This is a genomic window from Cellulophaga geojensis KL-A (genome assembly GCF_000568425.1).
GTDB lineage: Bacteria > Bacteroidota > Bacteroidia > Flavobacteriales > Flavobacteriaceae > Cellulophaga > Cellulophaga lytica.
On record NZ_ARZX01000005.1, the window covers coordinates 69,866 to 85,994 of the forward strand.

Annotated in this window: 16 protein-coding genes; 12 read left to right on the forward strand and 4 right to left on the reverse strand. The window is 31.1% G+C overall.

Annotation, left to right across the window (positions count from 1 at the left end; all coding sequences use genetic code 11):
* The first annotated feature begins 34 nt into the window (after positions 1-34).
* The 10 genes from KLA_RS05695 to KLA_RS05740 all read left to right on the forward strand — a co-directional run bounded on the left by KLA_RS05695 (position 35) and on the right by KLA_RS05740 (position 9,478).
* Entirely contained in the window at positions 35-1,189 is a 1,155-nt protein-coding gene (locus KLA_RS05695; RefSeq protein ID WP_034644534.1) for an ABC transporter substrate-binding protein, read from the forward strand.
* Between the two features lies 1 nt (position 1,190).
* Positions 1,191-2,222 (forward strand): FecCD family ABC transporter permease, encoded by a 1,032-nt coding sequence (locus KLA_RS05700; RefSeq protein ID WP_034644535.1) that lies wholly within the window; start codon positions 1,191-1,193, stop codon positions 2,220-2,222.
* 113 nt (positions 2,223-2,335) lie between these two features.
* Positions 2,336-3,034, forward strand: coding sequence for an ABC transporter ATP-binding protein (locus KLA_RS05705; protein WP_316931897.1), 699 nt, complete (start codon positions 2,336-2,338; stop codon positions 3,032-3,034).
* A 108-nt stretch (positions 3,035-3,142) separates the two neighbouring features.
* Positions 3,143-4,474, forward strand: a complete 1,332-nt coding sequence (gene rmuC / locus KLA_RS05710; RefSeq protein ID WP_013619740.1) for a DNA recombination protein RmuC — start codon at positions 3,143-3,145, stop codon at positions 4,472-4,474.
* Between the two features lie 34 nt (positions 4,475-4,508).
* Positions 4,509-4,874 carry a hypothetical protein gene (locus tag KLA_RS05715; protein ID WP_034644537.1) on the forward strand — a complete coding sequence of 122 codons (366 nt, stop codon included), beginning with the start codon at positions 4,509-4,511 and terminating at the stop codon, positions 4,872-4,874.
* 3 nt (positions 4,875-4,877) lie between these two features.
* Positions 4,878-5,423 carry an acyl-CoA thioesterase gene (locus KLA_RS05720; RefSeq protein ID WP_013619742.1) on the forward strand — a complete coding sequence of 182 codons (546 nt, stop codon included), beginning with the start codon at positions 4,878-4,880 and terminating at the stop codon, positions 5,421-5,423.
* 96 nt (positions 5,424-5,519) lie between these two features.
* On the forward strand, positions 5,520-6,134 hold the full coding sequence (locus KLA_RS05725; RefSeq protein WP_034644539.1) for a hypothetical protein: 615 nt from the start codon (positions 5,520-5,522) through the stop codon (positions 6,132-6,134).
* A gap of 97 nt (positions 6,135-6,231) precedes the next feature.
* Positions 6,232-7,935: a histidine kinase gene (locus KLA_RS17515; protein WP_051456048.1), complete on the forward strand. Its 1,704-nt coding sequence runs from the start codon at positions 6,232-6,234 to the stop codon at positions 7,933-7,935.
* Entirely contained in the window at positions 7,928-8,662 is a 735-nt protein-coding gene (locus KLA_RS05735; RefSeq protein WP_034644540.1) for a LytR/AlgR family response regulator transcription factor, read from the forward strand. The genes KLA_RS17515 and KLA_RS05735 overlap by 8 nt, the downstream gene beginning before the upstream one ends.
* A 186-nt stretch (positions 8,663-8,848) precedes the next feature.
* The gene (locus KLA_RS05740; RefSeq protein ID WP_013619746.1) at positions 8,849-9,478 is read left to right on the forward strand and encodes a DUF1266 domain-containing protein; all 630 of its coding nucleotides are present in this window, start codon (positions 8,849-8,851) and stop codon (positions 9,476-9,478) included.
* 143 nt (positions 9,479-9,621) lie between these two features.
* Here the strand turns inward: KLA_RS05740 and carB are convergent, their stop codons facing one another.
* Complete coding sequence (gene carB, locus KLA_RS05745) at positions 9,622-12,474, reverse strand: carbamoyl-phosphate synthase large subunit (protein ID WP_013619747.1); 2,853 nt, start codon at positions 12,472-12,474, stop codon at positions 9,622-9,624.
* A gap of 117 nt (positions 12,475-12,591) precedes the next feature.
* Entirely contained in the window at positions 12,592-12,753 is a 162-nt protein-coding gene (gene rpmH, locus KLA_RS05750; protein WP_013619748.1) for a 50S ribosomal protein L34, read from the reverse strand.
* A gap of 166 nt (positions 12,754-12,919) precedes the next feature.
* Here rpmH and KLA_RS05755 point away from each other — a divergent pair, with 166 nt between their 5' ends.
* Positions 12,920-13,807 (forward strand): DUF6263 family protein, encoded by an 888-nt coding sequence (locus KLA_RS05755; RefSeq protein ID WP_034644541.1) that lies wholly within the window; start codon positions 12,920-12,922, stop codon positions 13,805-13,807.
* Between the two features lie 7 nt (positions 13,808-13,814).
* Positions 13,815-14,330, forward strand: a complete 516-nt coding sequence (locus KLA_RS05760) for a membrane protein (RefSeq protein WP_013619750.1) — start codon at positions 13,815-13,817, stop codon at positions 14,328-14,330.
* A gap of 79 nt (positions 14,331-14,409) precedes the next feature.
* Here KLA_RS05760 and KLA_RS05765 read toward each other — a convergent pair whose 3' ends face one another.
* Entirely contained in the window at positions 14,410-15,354 is a 945-nt protein-coding gene (locus tag KLA_RS05765) for a lytic transglycosylase domain-containing protein (RefSeq protein WP_034644542.1), read from the reverse strand.
* Positions 15,355-15,409: 55 nt separating this feature from the next.
* Complete coding sequence (locus tag KLA_RS05770; protein WP_235183522.1) at positions 15,410-16,042, reverse strand: alpha/beta hydrolase; 633 nt, start codon at positions 16,040-16,042, stop codon at positions 15,410-15,412.
* Positions 16,043-16,129: the final 87 nt, after the last annotated feature.

The following is a 16,129-nucleotide window of genomic DNA, read 5'->3' on the forward strand; positions in this document are numbered from 1 at the left end:
AATTACACTACTTTTGGACTTTAATTTATAGCCAATGAAAATTTTAAAATCCATATTTTTAAGTTGTTTTATACTATTAGCTGCTTGTAAAGAAAAGGCTCAAAAACCTTTACCTAACACCACACAAAAAGAAAGTAACATAAAGCTTAATTATGCCAAAGGTTTTAGCATAACTAAGCAAGCAAATGGTATTACAATTTTAAAAATCACATCTCCTTGGCCAAATGCAGAATCTGCTTTTACTTATGCTTTAATTCCTAAAGATAAGGCAGCAACAATTACCTTAAATAAAAACGATTATGATGCTATTGTAACCGTTCCTATTAAAAAACTAGTGGCTACATCTACTACGCATATACCTGCATTAGAATCTCTTGGTGTTTTAGATAAATTAGTAGGTTTTCCTAACACAGACTATATTTCTTCTACTAATGCCAGAACATTGATTAATGAAGGTAAAATTGAAGAATTAGGCGTAAACGAATCTTTAAACACAGAAATGGTTATTGCTTTAAATCCAGATGTGGTAGTTGGTTTTGGCATAGACAATAACAATAAAACATACAGCACCTTACAACGCTCTAATATTCCTGTTGTTTTTAATGGTGATTGGACAGAAGAAACTCCACTTGGCAAAGCAGAATGGATTAAGTTTTTTGCTCCGTTTTTTAACGCTGAGGCTAAAGCCGATTCAATTTTTAAAACTATTGAAACAGATTATAATAATGCTAAAGCTTTAGCTAAAAAAGCAACCAATAGACCTAGCGTTTTAACTGGCGGTTTATATAAAGATTTATGGCACGTAGCTGGCGGAAAAAGCTGGATGGCTCAATTTTTAAAAGATGCAAACGCTAATTATTTATGGAGTGATTTGCAAGAAACTGGTGGTGTTGGTTTAAGTATAGAAAGTGTTTTTGATAAAGCTGGCAAAGCCGATTTTTGGATATCACCATCTAGCAACTCTAGTTATAAAGAAGTTGCAGAGTCTAGCCAGCATTACACCCAGTTTGATGCGTATAAGAATAAAAAAATATACACCATTACGTTAGTTAAAGGAGAAACTGGCGGAGTATTGTTTTTTGAGCTTGCTCCCAACAGACCAGATTTGGTTTTAAAAGACCTTATTTCTATTTTTCATCCTGAGGTTTTGCCTAATTACCAAACTACATTTTTTAAACCTTTACAATAACGTGCCAAATCAAAAAAAATATACTTTAGCTTTTATAGTATTACTAGCAATACTGGTAATATGCTTTTGTGTTAGTATAAGTTTGGGCTCTGTAACCATACCATTTACAGATACATTAAGTGTAATTTTTGGTGGAGATTTAGAAAAAGAATCTTGGAGGTATATTATTAAAAATTATAGAATACCAAAAGCTTTAACTGCTATACTTACAGGTAGTGGGTTGGCTTTAAGTGGCTTATTAATGCAAACTCTTTTTAGGAATCCGCTTGCGGGACCTTTTGTTTTAGGTATTAGTTCTGGTGCAAGTTTGGGTGCTGCAATTTTAATTATGGGAGCCTCAGTATTATCTGGTGTATTTACTTTTGGCGTTGTAAATAATGTAACTTTAGCTATTGCTTCTAGTACTGGTAGTTTTTTAGTATTATTATCTGTACTTGTTGTTGCTGCTAAAGTAAAAGACACTATGGCTCTTTTAATAATTGGCTTAATGTTTGGCAGCATTACTGCTGCTATTGTTAGTGTATTATCATACTTTACAGACGCAGAGCAACTACAACAGTATATTTATTGGTCTTTTGGTAGTCTTGGTAATTTATCGTGGTCCCAAATAGGTTTGCTAGGAACAATAGTTGGTATAGGAATTTTTATAAGCATCTTTACTATAAAATCTTTAAATGCTTTTTTATTAGGAGAAAACTATGCGCGTAGCCTTGGTGTACACATTAAAAAACAGCGCTTTTTAATTATTGTAGCTACAGGTTTGTTAGCTGGTGGTATTACTGCATTTGCAGGTCCTATAGCTTTTATAGGTTTGGCTGTTCCACATTTAACCAGACAAGTATTTAATACTACAAACCACAAAATACTAATACCCGCAGTACTGTTATACGGTGCTATTTTAATGCTCCTGTGCGATACTATTGCACAATTACCATCTAGCGCCTATGTATTACCTATAAACGCTATAACCTCTATTATTGGTGCTCCTGTAGTAATATGGCTTTTGGTTCGTAAAAAGAAAATGGTATTTTAAATTTATAAATTGTAAAAAACATCAAAAAAGAACAACAACATATAGCCCTACAAGTAACAAACCTAAGTGTTGGTTACAGCTCTAAAAAACAACAAAATGTTATTTCTAAGGATATTAATTTTGCTTTACAAAAAGGAGAGTTAACGGCTATTGTTGGCGTAAACGGTATAGGAAAATCTACTTTACTGCGTACTTTGGGTAATGTGCAACCAAAACTTAGTGGTACTATTAGTATTGATACTATTGAAATTAACGACTATAAACCTGCGGAGTTAGCTGCTAAAATAAGTGTTGTGTTAACAGAAAAAATAGCCTCTAAAAACTTAACTGTTTTAGAAGTAATTGCTTTAGGAAGACAGCCATACACCAATTGGATTGGTACGCTTACAACTACAGATAAAGATAAAATTACAGAAGCCATTTCTTTGGTGCAAATTGATGAATTACAACATAAAAAGTGTTATGAACTTAGTGATGGGCAACTGCAAAAAGTAATGATTGCAAGGGCCTTGGCACAAGACACTTCTATTATTTTGTTAGACGAGCCAACATCTCACCTAGATTTGTACCACAAGGCAACTATTTTAAAACTATTAAAAAACATAGCCCACAAAACCCAAAAAACTATTTTGTTTACCACTCATGAAATTGAAGTTGCTTTACAATTGTGTGATAAAATTTTAATTCTAGATAAAAACGAAAGTCATTTTGGCACACCACAAAACTTAATAGCCACTAATAAATTTGATGCCCTTTTCCCTAAAGACACTATTATTTTTGATGCAAAAAGTGCTAGTTTTAAGGTTGTTTAAGCATAAAATATAATATTATTTATTAGATGTTAATTACTTCTATTAGGCTTTAAAGAAAACAACAAACAAAACGTTTATCTTTACTTTTTTATAGACACTATTTACATTATGACCGATTTTTTAATTTACTTTTTAGTTGCTGTAATATGCCTTGTTGCTGGTTATTTTTTAGGAAATTACATTCAGAACCTAAAAACTAAATCTAGCCAAAGTGCTATATTAGAAAGAGAATCTATTTTAAACCAAAACCTTACTGCTTTAGAAAATAAAATTTTGTCTTTAGAGGATGAAAAAAATGCATTGCGTGAAGAAAAAGAGCACTTAGGAAACCAAATTACTAGGTACCAAGCAGACATAGAAAATCTTCAGCTTAAAAATACAGAGCAAAAGCAAGAGGTAGAACAGCTTCAGGAAAAATTTACAAAAGAATTTGAAAACTTAGCAAATAAAATTTTAGATGAAAAGAGTACTAAGTTTACAGAACAAAATCAAATAAATATTAAAAACATTTTGCATCCATTGCAAGAAAAAATTCTGTTGTTCGAGAAAAAAGTTGATGAAAGTCAAAAAGAAAACATCAGTATACATTCTGCCTTAAAAGAACAGCTATTAAACCTACAAAGTCAAAACCTTAAAATTACCCAAGAGGCAGAAAACTTAACCAAAGCTTTAAAAGGCGATAGTAAAATGCAAGGGAATTGGGGAGAATTGGTATTAGAACGTGTATTAGAAAAATCTGGCTTAGAAAAAGACAGAGAATACAGTGTACAACAGAGTTTTACCAGAGAAGATGGCTCTAGAGTACTGCCAGATGTTATTATAAATTTACCTGATAACAAAAAAATGGTGGTAGATTCTAAAGTATCATTAACTGCCTATGAGCGTTTTGTAAATGCTGATGATGAAACAGAAAAAGAACAATTTTTAAAGGAACATATAGTATCTTTACGTAAGCACGTAGACCAATTGTCTGCCAAAAAGTATGAAGATTTATACGAAATGGAGAGTCCGGATTTTGTGTTGCTTTTTGTACCTATAGAGCCTGCTTTTGCTGTTGCAATAAACAATGACAACAATTTATATAATAAGGCTTTTGAGCAAAACATAGTTATTGTTACACCTGCTACTTTACTAGCAACTTTACGTACTATAGATACTATGTGGAATAATGAGAAACAACAACGTAATGCCATAGAAATTGCTAGGCAAGCTGGCGCGTTATATGATAAGTTTGAGGGGTTTGTTGGCGACTTAACCAAGGTTGGTAAAAAAATGGATGAAGCTAAAAATGAATATAAAGGGGCTATGAACAAGTTGGTAGAAGGCCGTGGAAACATTATTACATCTATAGAAAAATTGAAAAAAATGGGTGCAAAAGCTAAAAAATCTATTCCAGAACCTATTTTAAAACGTGCTATAGACAACCATAACGACAATTAAAACTAAACAATTAACAACCATATAACTACTACTAATGAAAAAAGCTTTAGCAATTACCTTATTAATTATTGTTGCAGTATTTACTGCTATTTATGCATTTATTTACTACGTACCAATTAGTGAAGGTTATAGGTCTGGAGAACTTATTAAATTTAGTCATAAAGGTGTGGTTATTAAAACTTGGGAAGGAGAAATTAGTCAAGGTATTTCTGGCGCACAAATATTTTCTTTTTCGGTTTTAGACAAAGACAAGGATATTATAGAAAAGCTTAAAGATTACCAAGGTAACTACGTAAAGGTTACTTATGTAGAGCGTTATGCTACTTTTGCTTGGTTAGGAGATACTAAATATTTTATTACAGAGGTTACTAAAGAAAAATCTCCACACATAAGAAATTAAATTATGAGTACATTTAAAACAGCAAGTGAATCTAAAGTTTCTATTACAGAATTAATGTTACCATCTCACTCTAATTTTGGTGGTAAAGTACATGGTGGCTACATTTTAAACCTAATGGACCAAATTGCATTTGCTTGCGCATCTAAACACTCTAGGAGCTACTGTGTAACTGCATCTGTAAACAGGGTAGACTTTTTAAACCCTATAGAAGTTGGTGAACTGGTAACCTTAAAAGCATCTATAAACTATACAGGAAGAACATCTATGGTTGTTGGCGTAAGGGTTGAATCTGAAAATATTACTACAGGTGTAAAAAAACATTGTAACTCATCATACTTTACAATGGTTGCTAAGGATGCACACGGTAAAAGTCTTGTTGTACCTGGCTTATTGGTAGAAGACAAACAAGGCATACGTAGGTTTGCGCGTAGTATTAGACGTAAAGAACAAGCCTTTAAAAGAAGTAACACGTTTGAGTCATCAAACTTTAAAGTAGAAGATTTTTTAGATTCTTTAGAAAAAGAAAACGTAAAAATTGCTATAAAGTAATTACATATATATATTAAAACCCTCCAAATATATACTGGTCCTATTGTAAGTAGGTAGTAAACAATACATTTAACTTAAATTGAAAAATTTAGGTTAATGCAACAGTTTATAATTAATACAAAGGCTACATACATTAAAAACATTCTACTTACAGACTCTAAAGTTAGATTGTCTGATGAGGATTATAAAACGCTTGAGGCTTTTAATACCGAATTAGATTCTGATAAAAAAGGATTACTTAATACACAACATACTTTTGAGTATACTGCTATTCAAAAAATAGTTCCGTTTAAGGAAGATTTAGGTTTTCAGGTATTTTTTACAGAAAAGGGTAAAAATGAAAAAGCGTACTTAGATTTTAAAACAGATGAAGAATACCAAAGTATATTAAACACACTAGTATCTAAAACAAACTTTTCTAAAAACAAAGTTCAGAAAAAAACCAAAGCTTGGATAAAACCTTCCTTATACAGTTTGGTAGCTGCATTATTAACTTTTGCTTTATATGATAGTGCACTAAAACTAGAAGCTGGTGAAAATGTAACTGTATCTGGCTCTAGAAGAGGTTTAAAAAGAATACTTATATCAATTTCTGAGTCTTTAGGAGCTACAAACAGTCTTATTCTAGGTAGTCTAATTACGCTAGTATTTATCTTTTTTGCTTTTAAAGCTTATAAAAAAAGTGTTATAGACCAAGAAGTTTATAATTAATTAAACATCAAACCAAAAACACCATAATTAATCTAAAGGTATCTAAAAATTAATTCTATTTTTATCACTTAAAGAAAAAGTAATAGCCTTCCTATTTATGAAGAAGTTAAAGTTTATTATCACATTTTTGTTGTGCTCCCTTATATACACGGGTTTAAAAGCTCAACAATCTCCAAAAGAACTTTTTGAGGCTAGAGATTTTGAGGCTGTTATTGATACACTTACCAAAAAAAGTGAATTAAAAGAATTAAGTTTAGAAGAGTTATTTTATATAACTAAATCCTACGGTAGAACCAGGCAATACTCTAACGGATTGGTTTTTTCTAATAAAATGACAGAGGAAGCTATGCGCTTAAAAGATACAACCAACCTGGTTAGAGCTTTTAACTTAATGGCAGAAAACCTTATAGATCTTAATGATATTACTAAAGGTATTGAATATTGTGAAAAAGTAGCTCCTGTTTTTAGAAAAAAAGATTCTATTGAATTTCAAAAGCTTTGTTTTAAATGGGGAATGATGTACTACCATAATTATGAGTACAAAAAAGCACATGAAACTTACAACAAAATTACACTACCTAAGTACAGAAAACTTCCTCTTTTTACAAACAACTATGCTTTAACTTTAATGGGGTTAGAAAAATGGGATGAGGCAATTACATACTTAAAAAAAACAATGCAAATTTCTAACAGAAATAATAATGTAAACTATTCTAACATTGGTTTTGCCTATTTAAAACAAGAGAAATACAAAAAAGCTAAAATTTATTTAGATTCTGCTATTAGTTCTTTAGCAAAAAATGAAAACGCTACACTTTACAATAAAAAAAATATTTATAGCAACTACTTTTTATTCTATAAAAATCAGCAAAAACTAGATGAGGCTGCAGAGTATATAGATACTATTGAAGCTGTAAATGAAGCTATTTTTAAGCAAAAAATAAGTGAAAAAATAAAGGCTTTAGAAACATCATCAAAACAATTAGAGTTTGCAAATAGCAGAGAAACTACCTTAAAAAAGCAAGTTAAAATTATAGATAACAGGCTAGCTCTTGCTGAAAAACAGAAAATTTGGGGTGCTTTTTTACTTGTTGTACTTATTGTAATACTACTGGCTGTATTATTTATTTTTAAATACCGTAACATTATAACTGCACACGTACAAATACAAACAGAACAACGACTGCTGCGTTCACAAATGACTCCTCATTTTATATTTAACAGCTTGTCTGTAATACAGGGAATGATTTTAAATAAGGAAGATAAAAAAGCCATAATTTATTTATCAAAATTCTCTAAACTACTACGTATAATTTTAGAAAACTCAAGAGAAAAACTTGTGCCTTTAAAAGAAGAACTACAAGCTCTACAAAATTATATAGACTTACAAAATATGAGTAGAGAAAATAGCTTTAAACATCTATTAAAAGTTGATGAAAATATAGATACATCTAGTATTTCTGTGCCTCCAATGCTAATGCAGCCCTTTGTAGAAAACGCTATTGAACACGGATTTAATACTAATTTTGAAAACGCAGAAATTGAACATCAAATTAACTTTACAGATAACAAACTTATTTGCATCATAAAAGATAATGGCCTTGGTATTTATGCGTCTAAAAGCGGCAAAAAATCTAAAAAATCTGTTTCTACACAAATTACAGCAGAACGATTAAAAATAATGTCTAAAGAGTTGCATGTAGAAACTGGTTTAACTATACAAGACAGGTCTGAGTTTAATGAACAAGGTACAATTGTAACACTTACTTTACCATATAAAATAGAACAAGAAGATGCTTAAAGCTTTAATTGTAGAAGACGAATTATATATTAGAAAAGGACTATTAGCAATGATAACGTCCTTAAATAAAGAAATATCAATACTAGGTGAATGTGAGTCTGTAAAAGAAGCTGTGGTTGTTGCCAATGCTTGTAAACCAGATTTAATTTTTTTAGATATTAATTTACTAGATGGTAACGCCTTTGATTTTTTAGAACAAACTACCAATTTAAAATATAATGTAATTTTTATTACTGCCTATGAGCAATATGCCTTACAGGCTCTAAAAAACGGAGCTGTAGATTACATTTTAAAACCTGTAGATATTGAAGAGCTAGAGGTTGCTATTGATAAAGCTATAGAGACCAAAATTGAAGTTGCGCAAGAACAATTGCAAGTTGTAAAGTCTGAAATGATAGACCGAAAAAAAGAAAAACTAGTTTTACGCTTACAAGAAGGACTACAGGTAATAGAATTTAAATTTTTAACACATTGCAAATCAGACAAAGGTTACACTACTTTTTATTTAAATGATGGCAAATCTTACATAGCATCTAAACCTATAAAAGAATTTGAAAATCAGTTTCCAGAAAAAAACTTTATGCGTACGCATCAATCCTATGTTGTAAACTTAAGTTTTGTAGACAAGTATGATAAAAACGGTTATATTTTTCTAAAATCTGGTGAAAAAATACCCGTTTCTGCACGACGTAAAAACGATTTTGTAGAGCGCTTACTTAACCAATAGTACTACTACAATATATACCAGAACTACACGTAAATAAAAATAAACCACACAAAAACAATAACGTTTATAGACGAATATATATTAACTTAAAGCAGATATACATCCGCTCTAATAAAGCTTACAACTAGGTTATACCTTAGCCCATATAATAAAAGAACACTATTATATTAATAAAAACCTATAATTATGAAAATAATGAAATCCTTAAAATTGCTTTCTTTATGTTTTATTGCAGTTTTAAGTACCGTTTCTTGCTCAGACTCTAAGAACTTAAAAGATGATACCTTAAGTAGTTTTATGCTTGGAGGCATATACTTTATTAACGGTTATGGCGGCTTAAGTGATGTAGAAACTATGATGACTAATGCAGGTTACACTAGTAACAGTGAATTGGTTTCTGCTTATAGTGAAATTTTTGTTTTCCCTTTTGATAAGTCTGACAGCTCTGGTGCTATAAGAATACTAGAAAGTGCTTGGGACATTAATTCTAAAGAGTCTTTATTAAAAACTACAGAAGAACTTAAAACTAGAGAATACAAGTACAAATCATGGGATTATGCCAGAATTGCAAATAATGTAAGTATGGGGTATGCTGCAGATTATTTAACCAAAGAAGAATGTTTAAGTATTTTGGCTAATACATTAACACTAGCTAAGGAAAAATACAAAGACTGGGATACTTATTATAGTGATTTTGAAAAAGGACGTAACGCTTGGAACCCTGATGATCTTGAGAAAGAAAATTTTCAAAAACTGGCTAAAACAATAACAAAAGGAGAAAAATCAATCTACAACATACTTCCTTTACACAATTAAAAAACAAACAGTTACAATCACGTTACACTAACCCCACTTAGGGAAGAGAATTTTTCTCTCCCTCTTGGGGTTTCTTTTTATTCCATAAAAAAATCCCTATTAGAAAATATTCTAATAGGGATTTTTTACTGTATGTAATATTTTTATTTGCTTAAATACATTTTACGTCTTGCATATAAGTTATAAAAATCATCATCTTTTAAACTGTCTATAAACAAAATACTTTCTCCTGTACTCTTCATTTCTGGTCCTAAGTTTTTATTTACATTAGGGAATTTATTAAATGAGAATACTGGTTGTTTAATAGCAAAACCTTCTAACTGTGGATTAAAATTAAAGTCTTTTACTTTTTTCTCTCCTAGCATTACCTTAGTTGCATAATTTACGTAAGGCTCTTTGTAGGCTTTTGCTATAAAAGGTACTGTTCTAGAGGCTCTTGGGTTTGCTTCAATAATATAAACCATATCATCTTTAATAGCAAATTGTATGTTTATTAAACCTACTGTATTTAATGCTAAGGCTATTTTTTTAGTATGATCTTTAATTTGCTGCATTACAAACTCTCCTAAGTTAAAAGGAGGCAATGTTGCGTTAGAATCACCAGAGTGCACACCACAAGGCTCTATATGCTCCATAATACCAATTATGTAAACATCTTCACCATCACAAATTGCATCTGCTTCTGCTTCTATTGCACCATCTAAATAATGATCTAATAATAATTTGTTATTAGGTATTTTACGTAATAAGTCTACAACGTGCTCTTCTAGCTCTTGCTTGTTAATTACAATTTTCATCCCTTGCCCTCCTAATACATAAGAAGGTCTAACTAACAAAGGAAAATCTAACTCATCTGCAAGTGTTAATGCCTCATCTGCCGTTTCTGCAATACCATATTTAGGAAAAGGTATATTATTCTCTAATAACATTTTAGAAAAATTACCTCTATCTTCAGCTAAATCTAAAGACTCAAAACTAGTACCTATAATTTTTATACCGTATTTAGATAGTTTTTCAGCAAGTTTTAATGCTGTTTGCCCACCTAGTTGTACAATTACACCTTCTGGTTTTTCATGCTGAATAATATCATAAATATGTTCCCAAAAAACAGGTTCAAAATATAACTTATCTGCCGTATCAAAATCTGTAGAAACCGTTTCTGGGTTACAGTTAATCATAATAGTCTCGTATCCACATTCAGACGCTGCTAAAACACCGTGCACACAACAATAATCAAACTCTATACCTTGTCCTATTCTGTTTGGTCCAGAACCTAATACTACAATTTTCTTTTTATCGGTAACAACACTATCATTTTGTACATAGCGTTTACCGTCTGCAGTTTCTATTTCTGCTTCAAAAGTAGAATAGTAATACGGTGTCATAGCTTTAAATTCTGCTGCACAAGTATCTACCAATTTAAATACTCTGTTTATACCTTGGGCAGAACGCTTTTTATGAACTTCACTCTCATAGCAGTCTAGCATATGCGCTATTTGCCTGTCTGCAAAACCTTTTTGTTTAGCTTCTAATAATAACTCACGTGGTAAGCTTTCTACTGTATATTTAGAAATCTCTTTTTCTAAATTATGTAATTCTTCATACTGACGTAGGAACCACATATCTATTTTAGTTATCTCATGAATTCTGCTTAACGGTATACCCAATTGTATAGCATCATAAATTACAAAAACTCTATCCCAACTTGGTACAGTTAGTTTTTGTATAATTTGATCGTAGTTAGTGTAACCTTTACCATCTGCACCTAAACCATTACGTTTAATTTCTAAAGACTGTGTTGCTTTATGCAATGCTTCTTGAAAAGAACGTCCTATACCCATAACCTCACCTACAGACTTCATCTGTAAACCTAAAGTTCTGTCAGACCCCTCAAACTTATCAAAGTTCCAACGTGGTATTTTTACAATTACATAATCTAAAGTTGGCTCAAATAAAGCAGAAGTAGATTTTGTAATTTGATTATCTAACTCATCTAAATGGTAACCAATTGCTAATTTAGACGCTATTTTTGCTATAGGGTAACCAGTAGCTTTAGAAGCTAATGCAGAAGATCTAGATACTCTAGGGTTGATTTCTATGGCTATAATATCTTCTTTTTCATCTGGACTAACAGCAAACTGTACGTTACATCCACCGGCAAAATCACCAATGCTACGCATCATTTTAATTGCCATATCTCTCATTCTCTGAAAAGTAGAATCAGAAAGTGTCATTGCTGGTGCAACCGTAATACTATCTCCTGTATGTATCCCCATTGGATCCATATTTTCTATAGTACAGATAATTACAACATTGTCATTTTTATCTCTTAAAAGCTCTAGTTCATATTCTTTCCAACCTAATAAAGCTTTATCTATCATTACCTCGTGTATAGGAGAAATTTCTAACCCTCTACTAAGTAATTCATCAAAATCTTCTGGTTTGTAAACGATAGATGCTCCTGCCCCACCCAATGTGTAAGAAGCTCTAATTACAAGTGGAAAACCAAATTCTTGAGCAATTTCTTTACCCTTTAAAAAAGATGTTGCTGTTGCTTGTGGCGCCATACCAACACCAATTTTAAGCATTAACTCTCTAAACTTTTCACGATCTTCTGTAATATTAATGGCGTCTATATCTACACCAATAATTTCTACATTAAAATCTTCCCAAATTCCTTTTTCATCTGCTTCTATACATAAGTTTAACGCTGTTTGCCCACCCATTGTTGGCAAAACAGCATCTATGTTAGGGTGCTTTTTTAAGATTTCTATAATAGATTTGGTATTTAATGGCTTTAAATAAATATGATCCGCCATTGTAGGATCTGTCATAATTGTAGCAGGGTTGCTATTAATTAAGATTGTTTCAATTCCATCTTCACGTAAAGAGCGTAGTGCTTGTGATCCAGAATAATCAAACTCGCACGCTTGTCCTATAACTATTGGTCCAGAACCTATTATTAAAATAGATTTAATGTCTTCTCTTTTTGGCATTATAACTAATTTTTACTGTGTTGGGTGTAATTTATTTTTTTTTGCTACGATATAGTCAAAAAAAAGGTGTTACTTTAAAAAAGTAACACCTTAATTATTTTATGATAAATATAATCATTATTTCTTATGTCTCAATTCAGAAGATACAGTAAGTTTTTTTCTTCCTTTAGCTCTTCTTCTAGCTAGAACTTTTCTTCCGTTTACAGAAGCCATACGCTCTCTAAAACCGTGTTTGTTCTTTCTTTTTCTTTTTGATGGTTGAAACGTTCTTTTCGGCATAATAGAATATCTTTATAATAGTGTAATATATAATCTTAAATAATTAGCTTTATAAAAGCTGGGCGCAAATATACGAAGAGTTTTTTCAATAGCAAACCTAATTAATAAAATATTTTAGTTTGTTTTTAGTACTTTTGCGTTTGCAAATTTATAACACTATTTTTAAATGAAAAAATTATTCTTCCTTGCTTCGGTTTTACTGTGTTTAACAAGCATTAATGCACAAACTAAATTAGAGTACAAACTTTCTGTTGGCGATGTTTTTATTGTGCAACAAAATGCTAAACAAGTTATTACCCAAGAAATGCAAGGTATGTCTCACGAGCTTACCAATGATATTACAGGCGAGTATAAGATGAAAGTTTTAGAAAAAAAAGATGGTGCCTATAGTATTGAAATGTCTTTTACAGATCTTAATATGAAAATGACATCTAACCTACAAGGGGTTTTAATGGATGTAAAAGCTAAAGAAGTTAAAGAAGGAGACATACAGTCTACAATGTTTAATTCTATTTTAAATGTTCCTGTAAAAATCACATTGGCTAGTAACGGTAATATTACAAATGTTGATGGCGGAGACAAATTAGTAACTAAAATGATGGATGCTTCTGGTATTACAGATGCAACTACTTTAGCTACCATAAAAACTTCTTTAGGAAAAGAATACGGAACAGAAGGTTTAGCCAATAGCTTTAAACAAATGACATACATTTACCCTAACGCTGCAAACAAAGTTGCTGTTGGTGATACTTGGGAAAATGAATACTCTGGAAAGTTAAATACCAAAAACAAATGGACGCTAGATGCGCAAGATGCCAACACAACAACTCTAAGCTGTACTGCAGATGTTGTAATGACCGTTAAAGATGCAAATGCTAATATGGATTTAACAGGTACGCAAACCACTAAAGTAACAGCTAATGCTAAAACTGGTTTTATTAACACTATGGAAGTTACAGGCACATCTGATGGTAACTCTACAATACCAATGCTAGGAGATCAAAAAATACCAACAACAATTACATCAACAATTATTTATAAAACAATAGAATAATAACAATATGTTCAACAAAAACATTAAAATAGGTATAGCAGCCTTAATAATAGCATACGCAGTATATCAATTTATAGAAGGCAACATAGGTAATGGTATTGCCCTTATCTTATTTTCTCTTGTATTTGTATTTCTTTATTTTAGAAATGAAATTATTTTACTTGCCTTTTTAAGAATGAGAAAGCAAGATCTTGCTGGAACTCAAAAATGGTTAACTAAAATAAAAAATCCAGAAAGTGCTTTAACTGTTAAGCAACAAGGCTATTACAATTATTTGCATGGTATTATTTTTTCGCAAACAAATTTAACACAAGCAGAAAAGTACTTTAAAAAAGCTTTAAAATTAGGCTTAACAATGGATTATGACGTTGCTATGGCTAAGTTGAGCTTAGCAGGTATTGCTATGCAAAAAAGACGTAAAAGAGAAGCTACAATGCTTTTAAACGAAGCTAAAAAGTTAGATAAACAAGGTATGCTTGCAGATCAAATAAAAATGATGAAGCAACAAATGAAGAAAATCTAATTTACTTTAACAATACACATTAAATTAAAAAGCCCTTTAAACAATGTTTAAAGGGCTTTTTAATTTAATAATAAATAATTTAATCTACTTTATAATATCCTTTATTAGGAATCTCTATAGTATATTTTTTTCTAGAGTTGTTATTTAAATGTGGCTCCCTTAACCAAGGGTTATGTCTTTTTAAAATTTTGTAGTTAATCTCATACTCATTAGCAAAATCTGCAAAATTAGCTACAGGAACATCTAAATCTACCGTAAAGCTAGGTACTGCTTTATACATGTCTTCTTCAGAAATTTCAAAACCATATTTTTCTGGTGCAGATAATATTTCTTTTATAGCCATAATTCTAAAAAGGTATCTACCTGTTTCTTGCCCTAAAAGCAAATCGTAATAAGAGTCTACTTTTTGTTGCGTTAAATACTTATTTATAGCCCCTGCTCCTGCATTATAAGAAGCCGCAGCTAACGTCCAGTTACCAAATTTTTCTTTGTACTTTTTTAAGTACCTACAAGCAACCTCTGTAGATTTTTGTATATGGTAACGCTCATCTACATTACTATTAACCTCTAAACCGTATTCTTTTCCAGTAGCTCTCATAATTTGCCAAAACCCAGTTGCACCTGCTGGTGATACTACATTTTGCAATCCGCTTTCTGCAACCGCTAGGTATTTAAAATCATCCGGAACTCCGTTTTTAGCTAAAATTGGTTCTATAATAGGAAAATATTTATTTGCTCTTTTCATTAATAACAAAGCATTAGATTGCCAGTAAGTATTTACCAAAAACTCACGATCTATACGCTCCATAACTTCAGGGTCTGTAAGTGGTACAGGTTCTCCTGCAAAATTTAAATCTTCCGGAATTTCTATAGATGTAATTTTGTATGCGTTTTCTGGAGACACCTCCTCTGTGTTTTCATCCGTTTCTTGTGGTATTACAGCACTGCTTTGCACTGCAAACATTAAAGCACCAGCAACAAAAACTACTCCAAAAAACATCAATATACTTTTAACTACTTTCATCTTCTATCTATTTCTTTTAAATTCAATTGTTATCAAAGGTATTAAAATACCTATTCTATTCTAAAATTATTTGTGGCAAATGCTCATTAAACCATTTAAACCTATTTATTATCATTATATGAGTTCCTTTTGGCACTGTTACACAGTTTTTTATGTGTTTTATTGGAAAAACAGGATCGCTATCTCCATGAATGTGTATTAAATTTGGATCACTTTTTTCCTGATTCCAATTTATTATTTGCTCCAAAGACCAATCTATATAATACTTATCATTAACAGATAAATACTCTTCATATAATTCTAGTCGCTTTGTTACTGTCTCACCAAAAGCATATTTTGCTAATACTTCCATATTGGTTACCAAACCTGTTGGCAGTAATTTATAGGCTTTAGTATATTTTGCTAAGCGCATACGCCTTGGAAGCTCATACTTTGTTTTTACGCTAGATATAATTATGACCTTATTAACTTTTATGTGCTTGGCCATCTCCTGCACCAAAACACCTCCAAAAGACACACCTATTAATACAACGTTAGTTTCAGTAATTTTAGTACACATTTTTATAGCGTACTCTTCTAAACTCATCCCTTTACTGGGTATAAACCAAGATAATAAATGCTGATGAAATGTATCTTCTGGTAATTTAATATTTTTAAATATTGATGGGTTGGCCGCCATACCGGGCATTAAGTAAACATTAAGCATATATTATAACAACTAAATCTTTAGTAAATTGAAAACTAGGTTTTTACGTATTTTTAACGTAACTTTGTT

Excerpts from the sequence above, each read along its gene's own strand:
- KLA_RS17515 (WP_051456048.1), top strand. The coding sequence starts at position 6,232 with ATGAAGAAGTTAAAGTTTATTATCACATTTTTGTTGTGCTCCCTTATA.
- KLA_RS05740 (WP_013619746.1), top strand. The coding sequence starts at position 8,849 with ATGAAAATAATGAAATCCTTAAAATTGCTTTCTTTATGTTTTATTGCA.
- KLA_RS05720 (WP_013619742.1), top strand. The coding sequence starts at position 4,878 with ATGAGTACATTTAAAACAGCAAGTGAATCTAAAGTTTCTATTACAGAA.
- KLA_RS05770 (WP_235183522.1), bottom strand. The coding sequence starts at position 16,042 with ATGCCCGGTATGGCGGCCAACCCATCAATATTTAAAAATATTAAATTA.
- KLA_RS05695 (WP_034644534.1), top strand. The coding sequence starts at position 35 with ATGAAAATTTTAAAATCCATATTTTTAAGTTGTTTTATACTATTAGCT.
- rmuC (WP_013619740.1), top strand. The coding sequence starts at position 3,143 with ATGACCGATTTTTTAATTTACTTTTTAGTTGCTGTAATATGCCTTGTT.
- rpmH (WP_013619748.1), bottom strand. The coding sequence starts at position 12,753 with ATGCCGAAAAGAACGTTTCAACCATCAAAAAGAAAAAGAAAGAACAAA.
- KLA_RS05735 (WP_034644540.1), top strand. The coding sequence starts at position 7,928 with ATGCTTAAAGCTTTAATTGTAGAAGACGAATTATATATTAGAAAAGGA.
- carB (WP_013619747.1), bottom strand. The coding sequence starts at position 12,474 with ATGCCAAAAAGAGAAGACATTAAATCTATTTTAATAATAGGTTCTGGA.
- KLA_RS05715 (WP_034644537.1), top strand. The coding sequence starts at position 4,509 with ATGAAAAAAGCTTTAGCAATTACCTTATTAATTATTGTTGCAGTATTT.
- KLA_RS05755 (WP_034644541.1), top strand. The coding sequence starts at position 12,920 with ATGAAAAAATTATTCTTCCTTGCTTCGGTTTTACTGTGTTTAACAAGC.
- KLA_RS05765 (WP_034644542.1), bottom strand. The coding sequence starts at position 15,354 with ATGAAAGTAGTTAAAAGTATATTGATGTTTTTTGGAGTAGTTTTTGTT.
- KLA_RS05760 (WP_013619750.1), top strand. The coding sequence starts at position 13,815 with ATGTTCAACAAAAACATTAAAATAGGTATAGCAGCCTTAATAATAGCA.
- KLA_RS05725 (WP_034644539.1), top strand. The coding sequence starts at position 5,520 with ATGCAACAGTTTATAATTAATACAAAGGCTACATACATTAAAAACATT.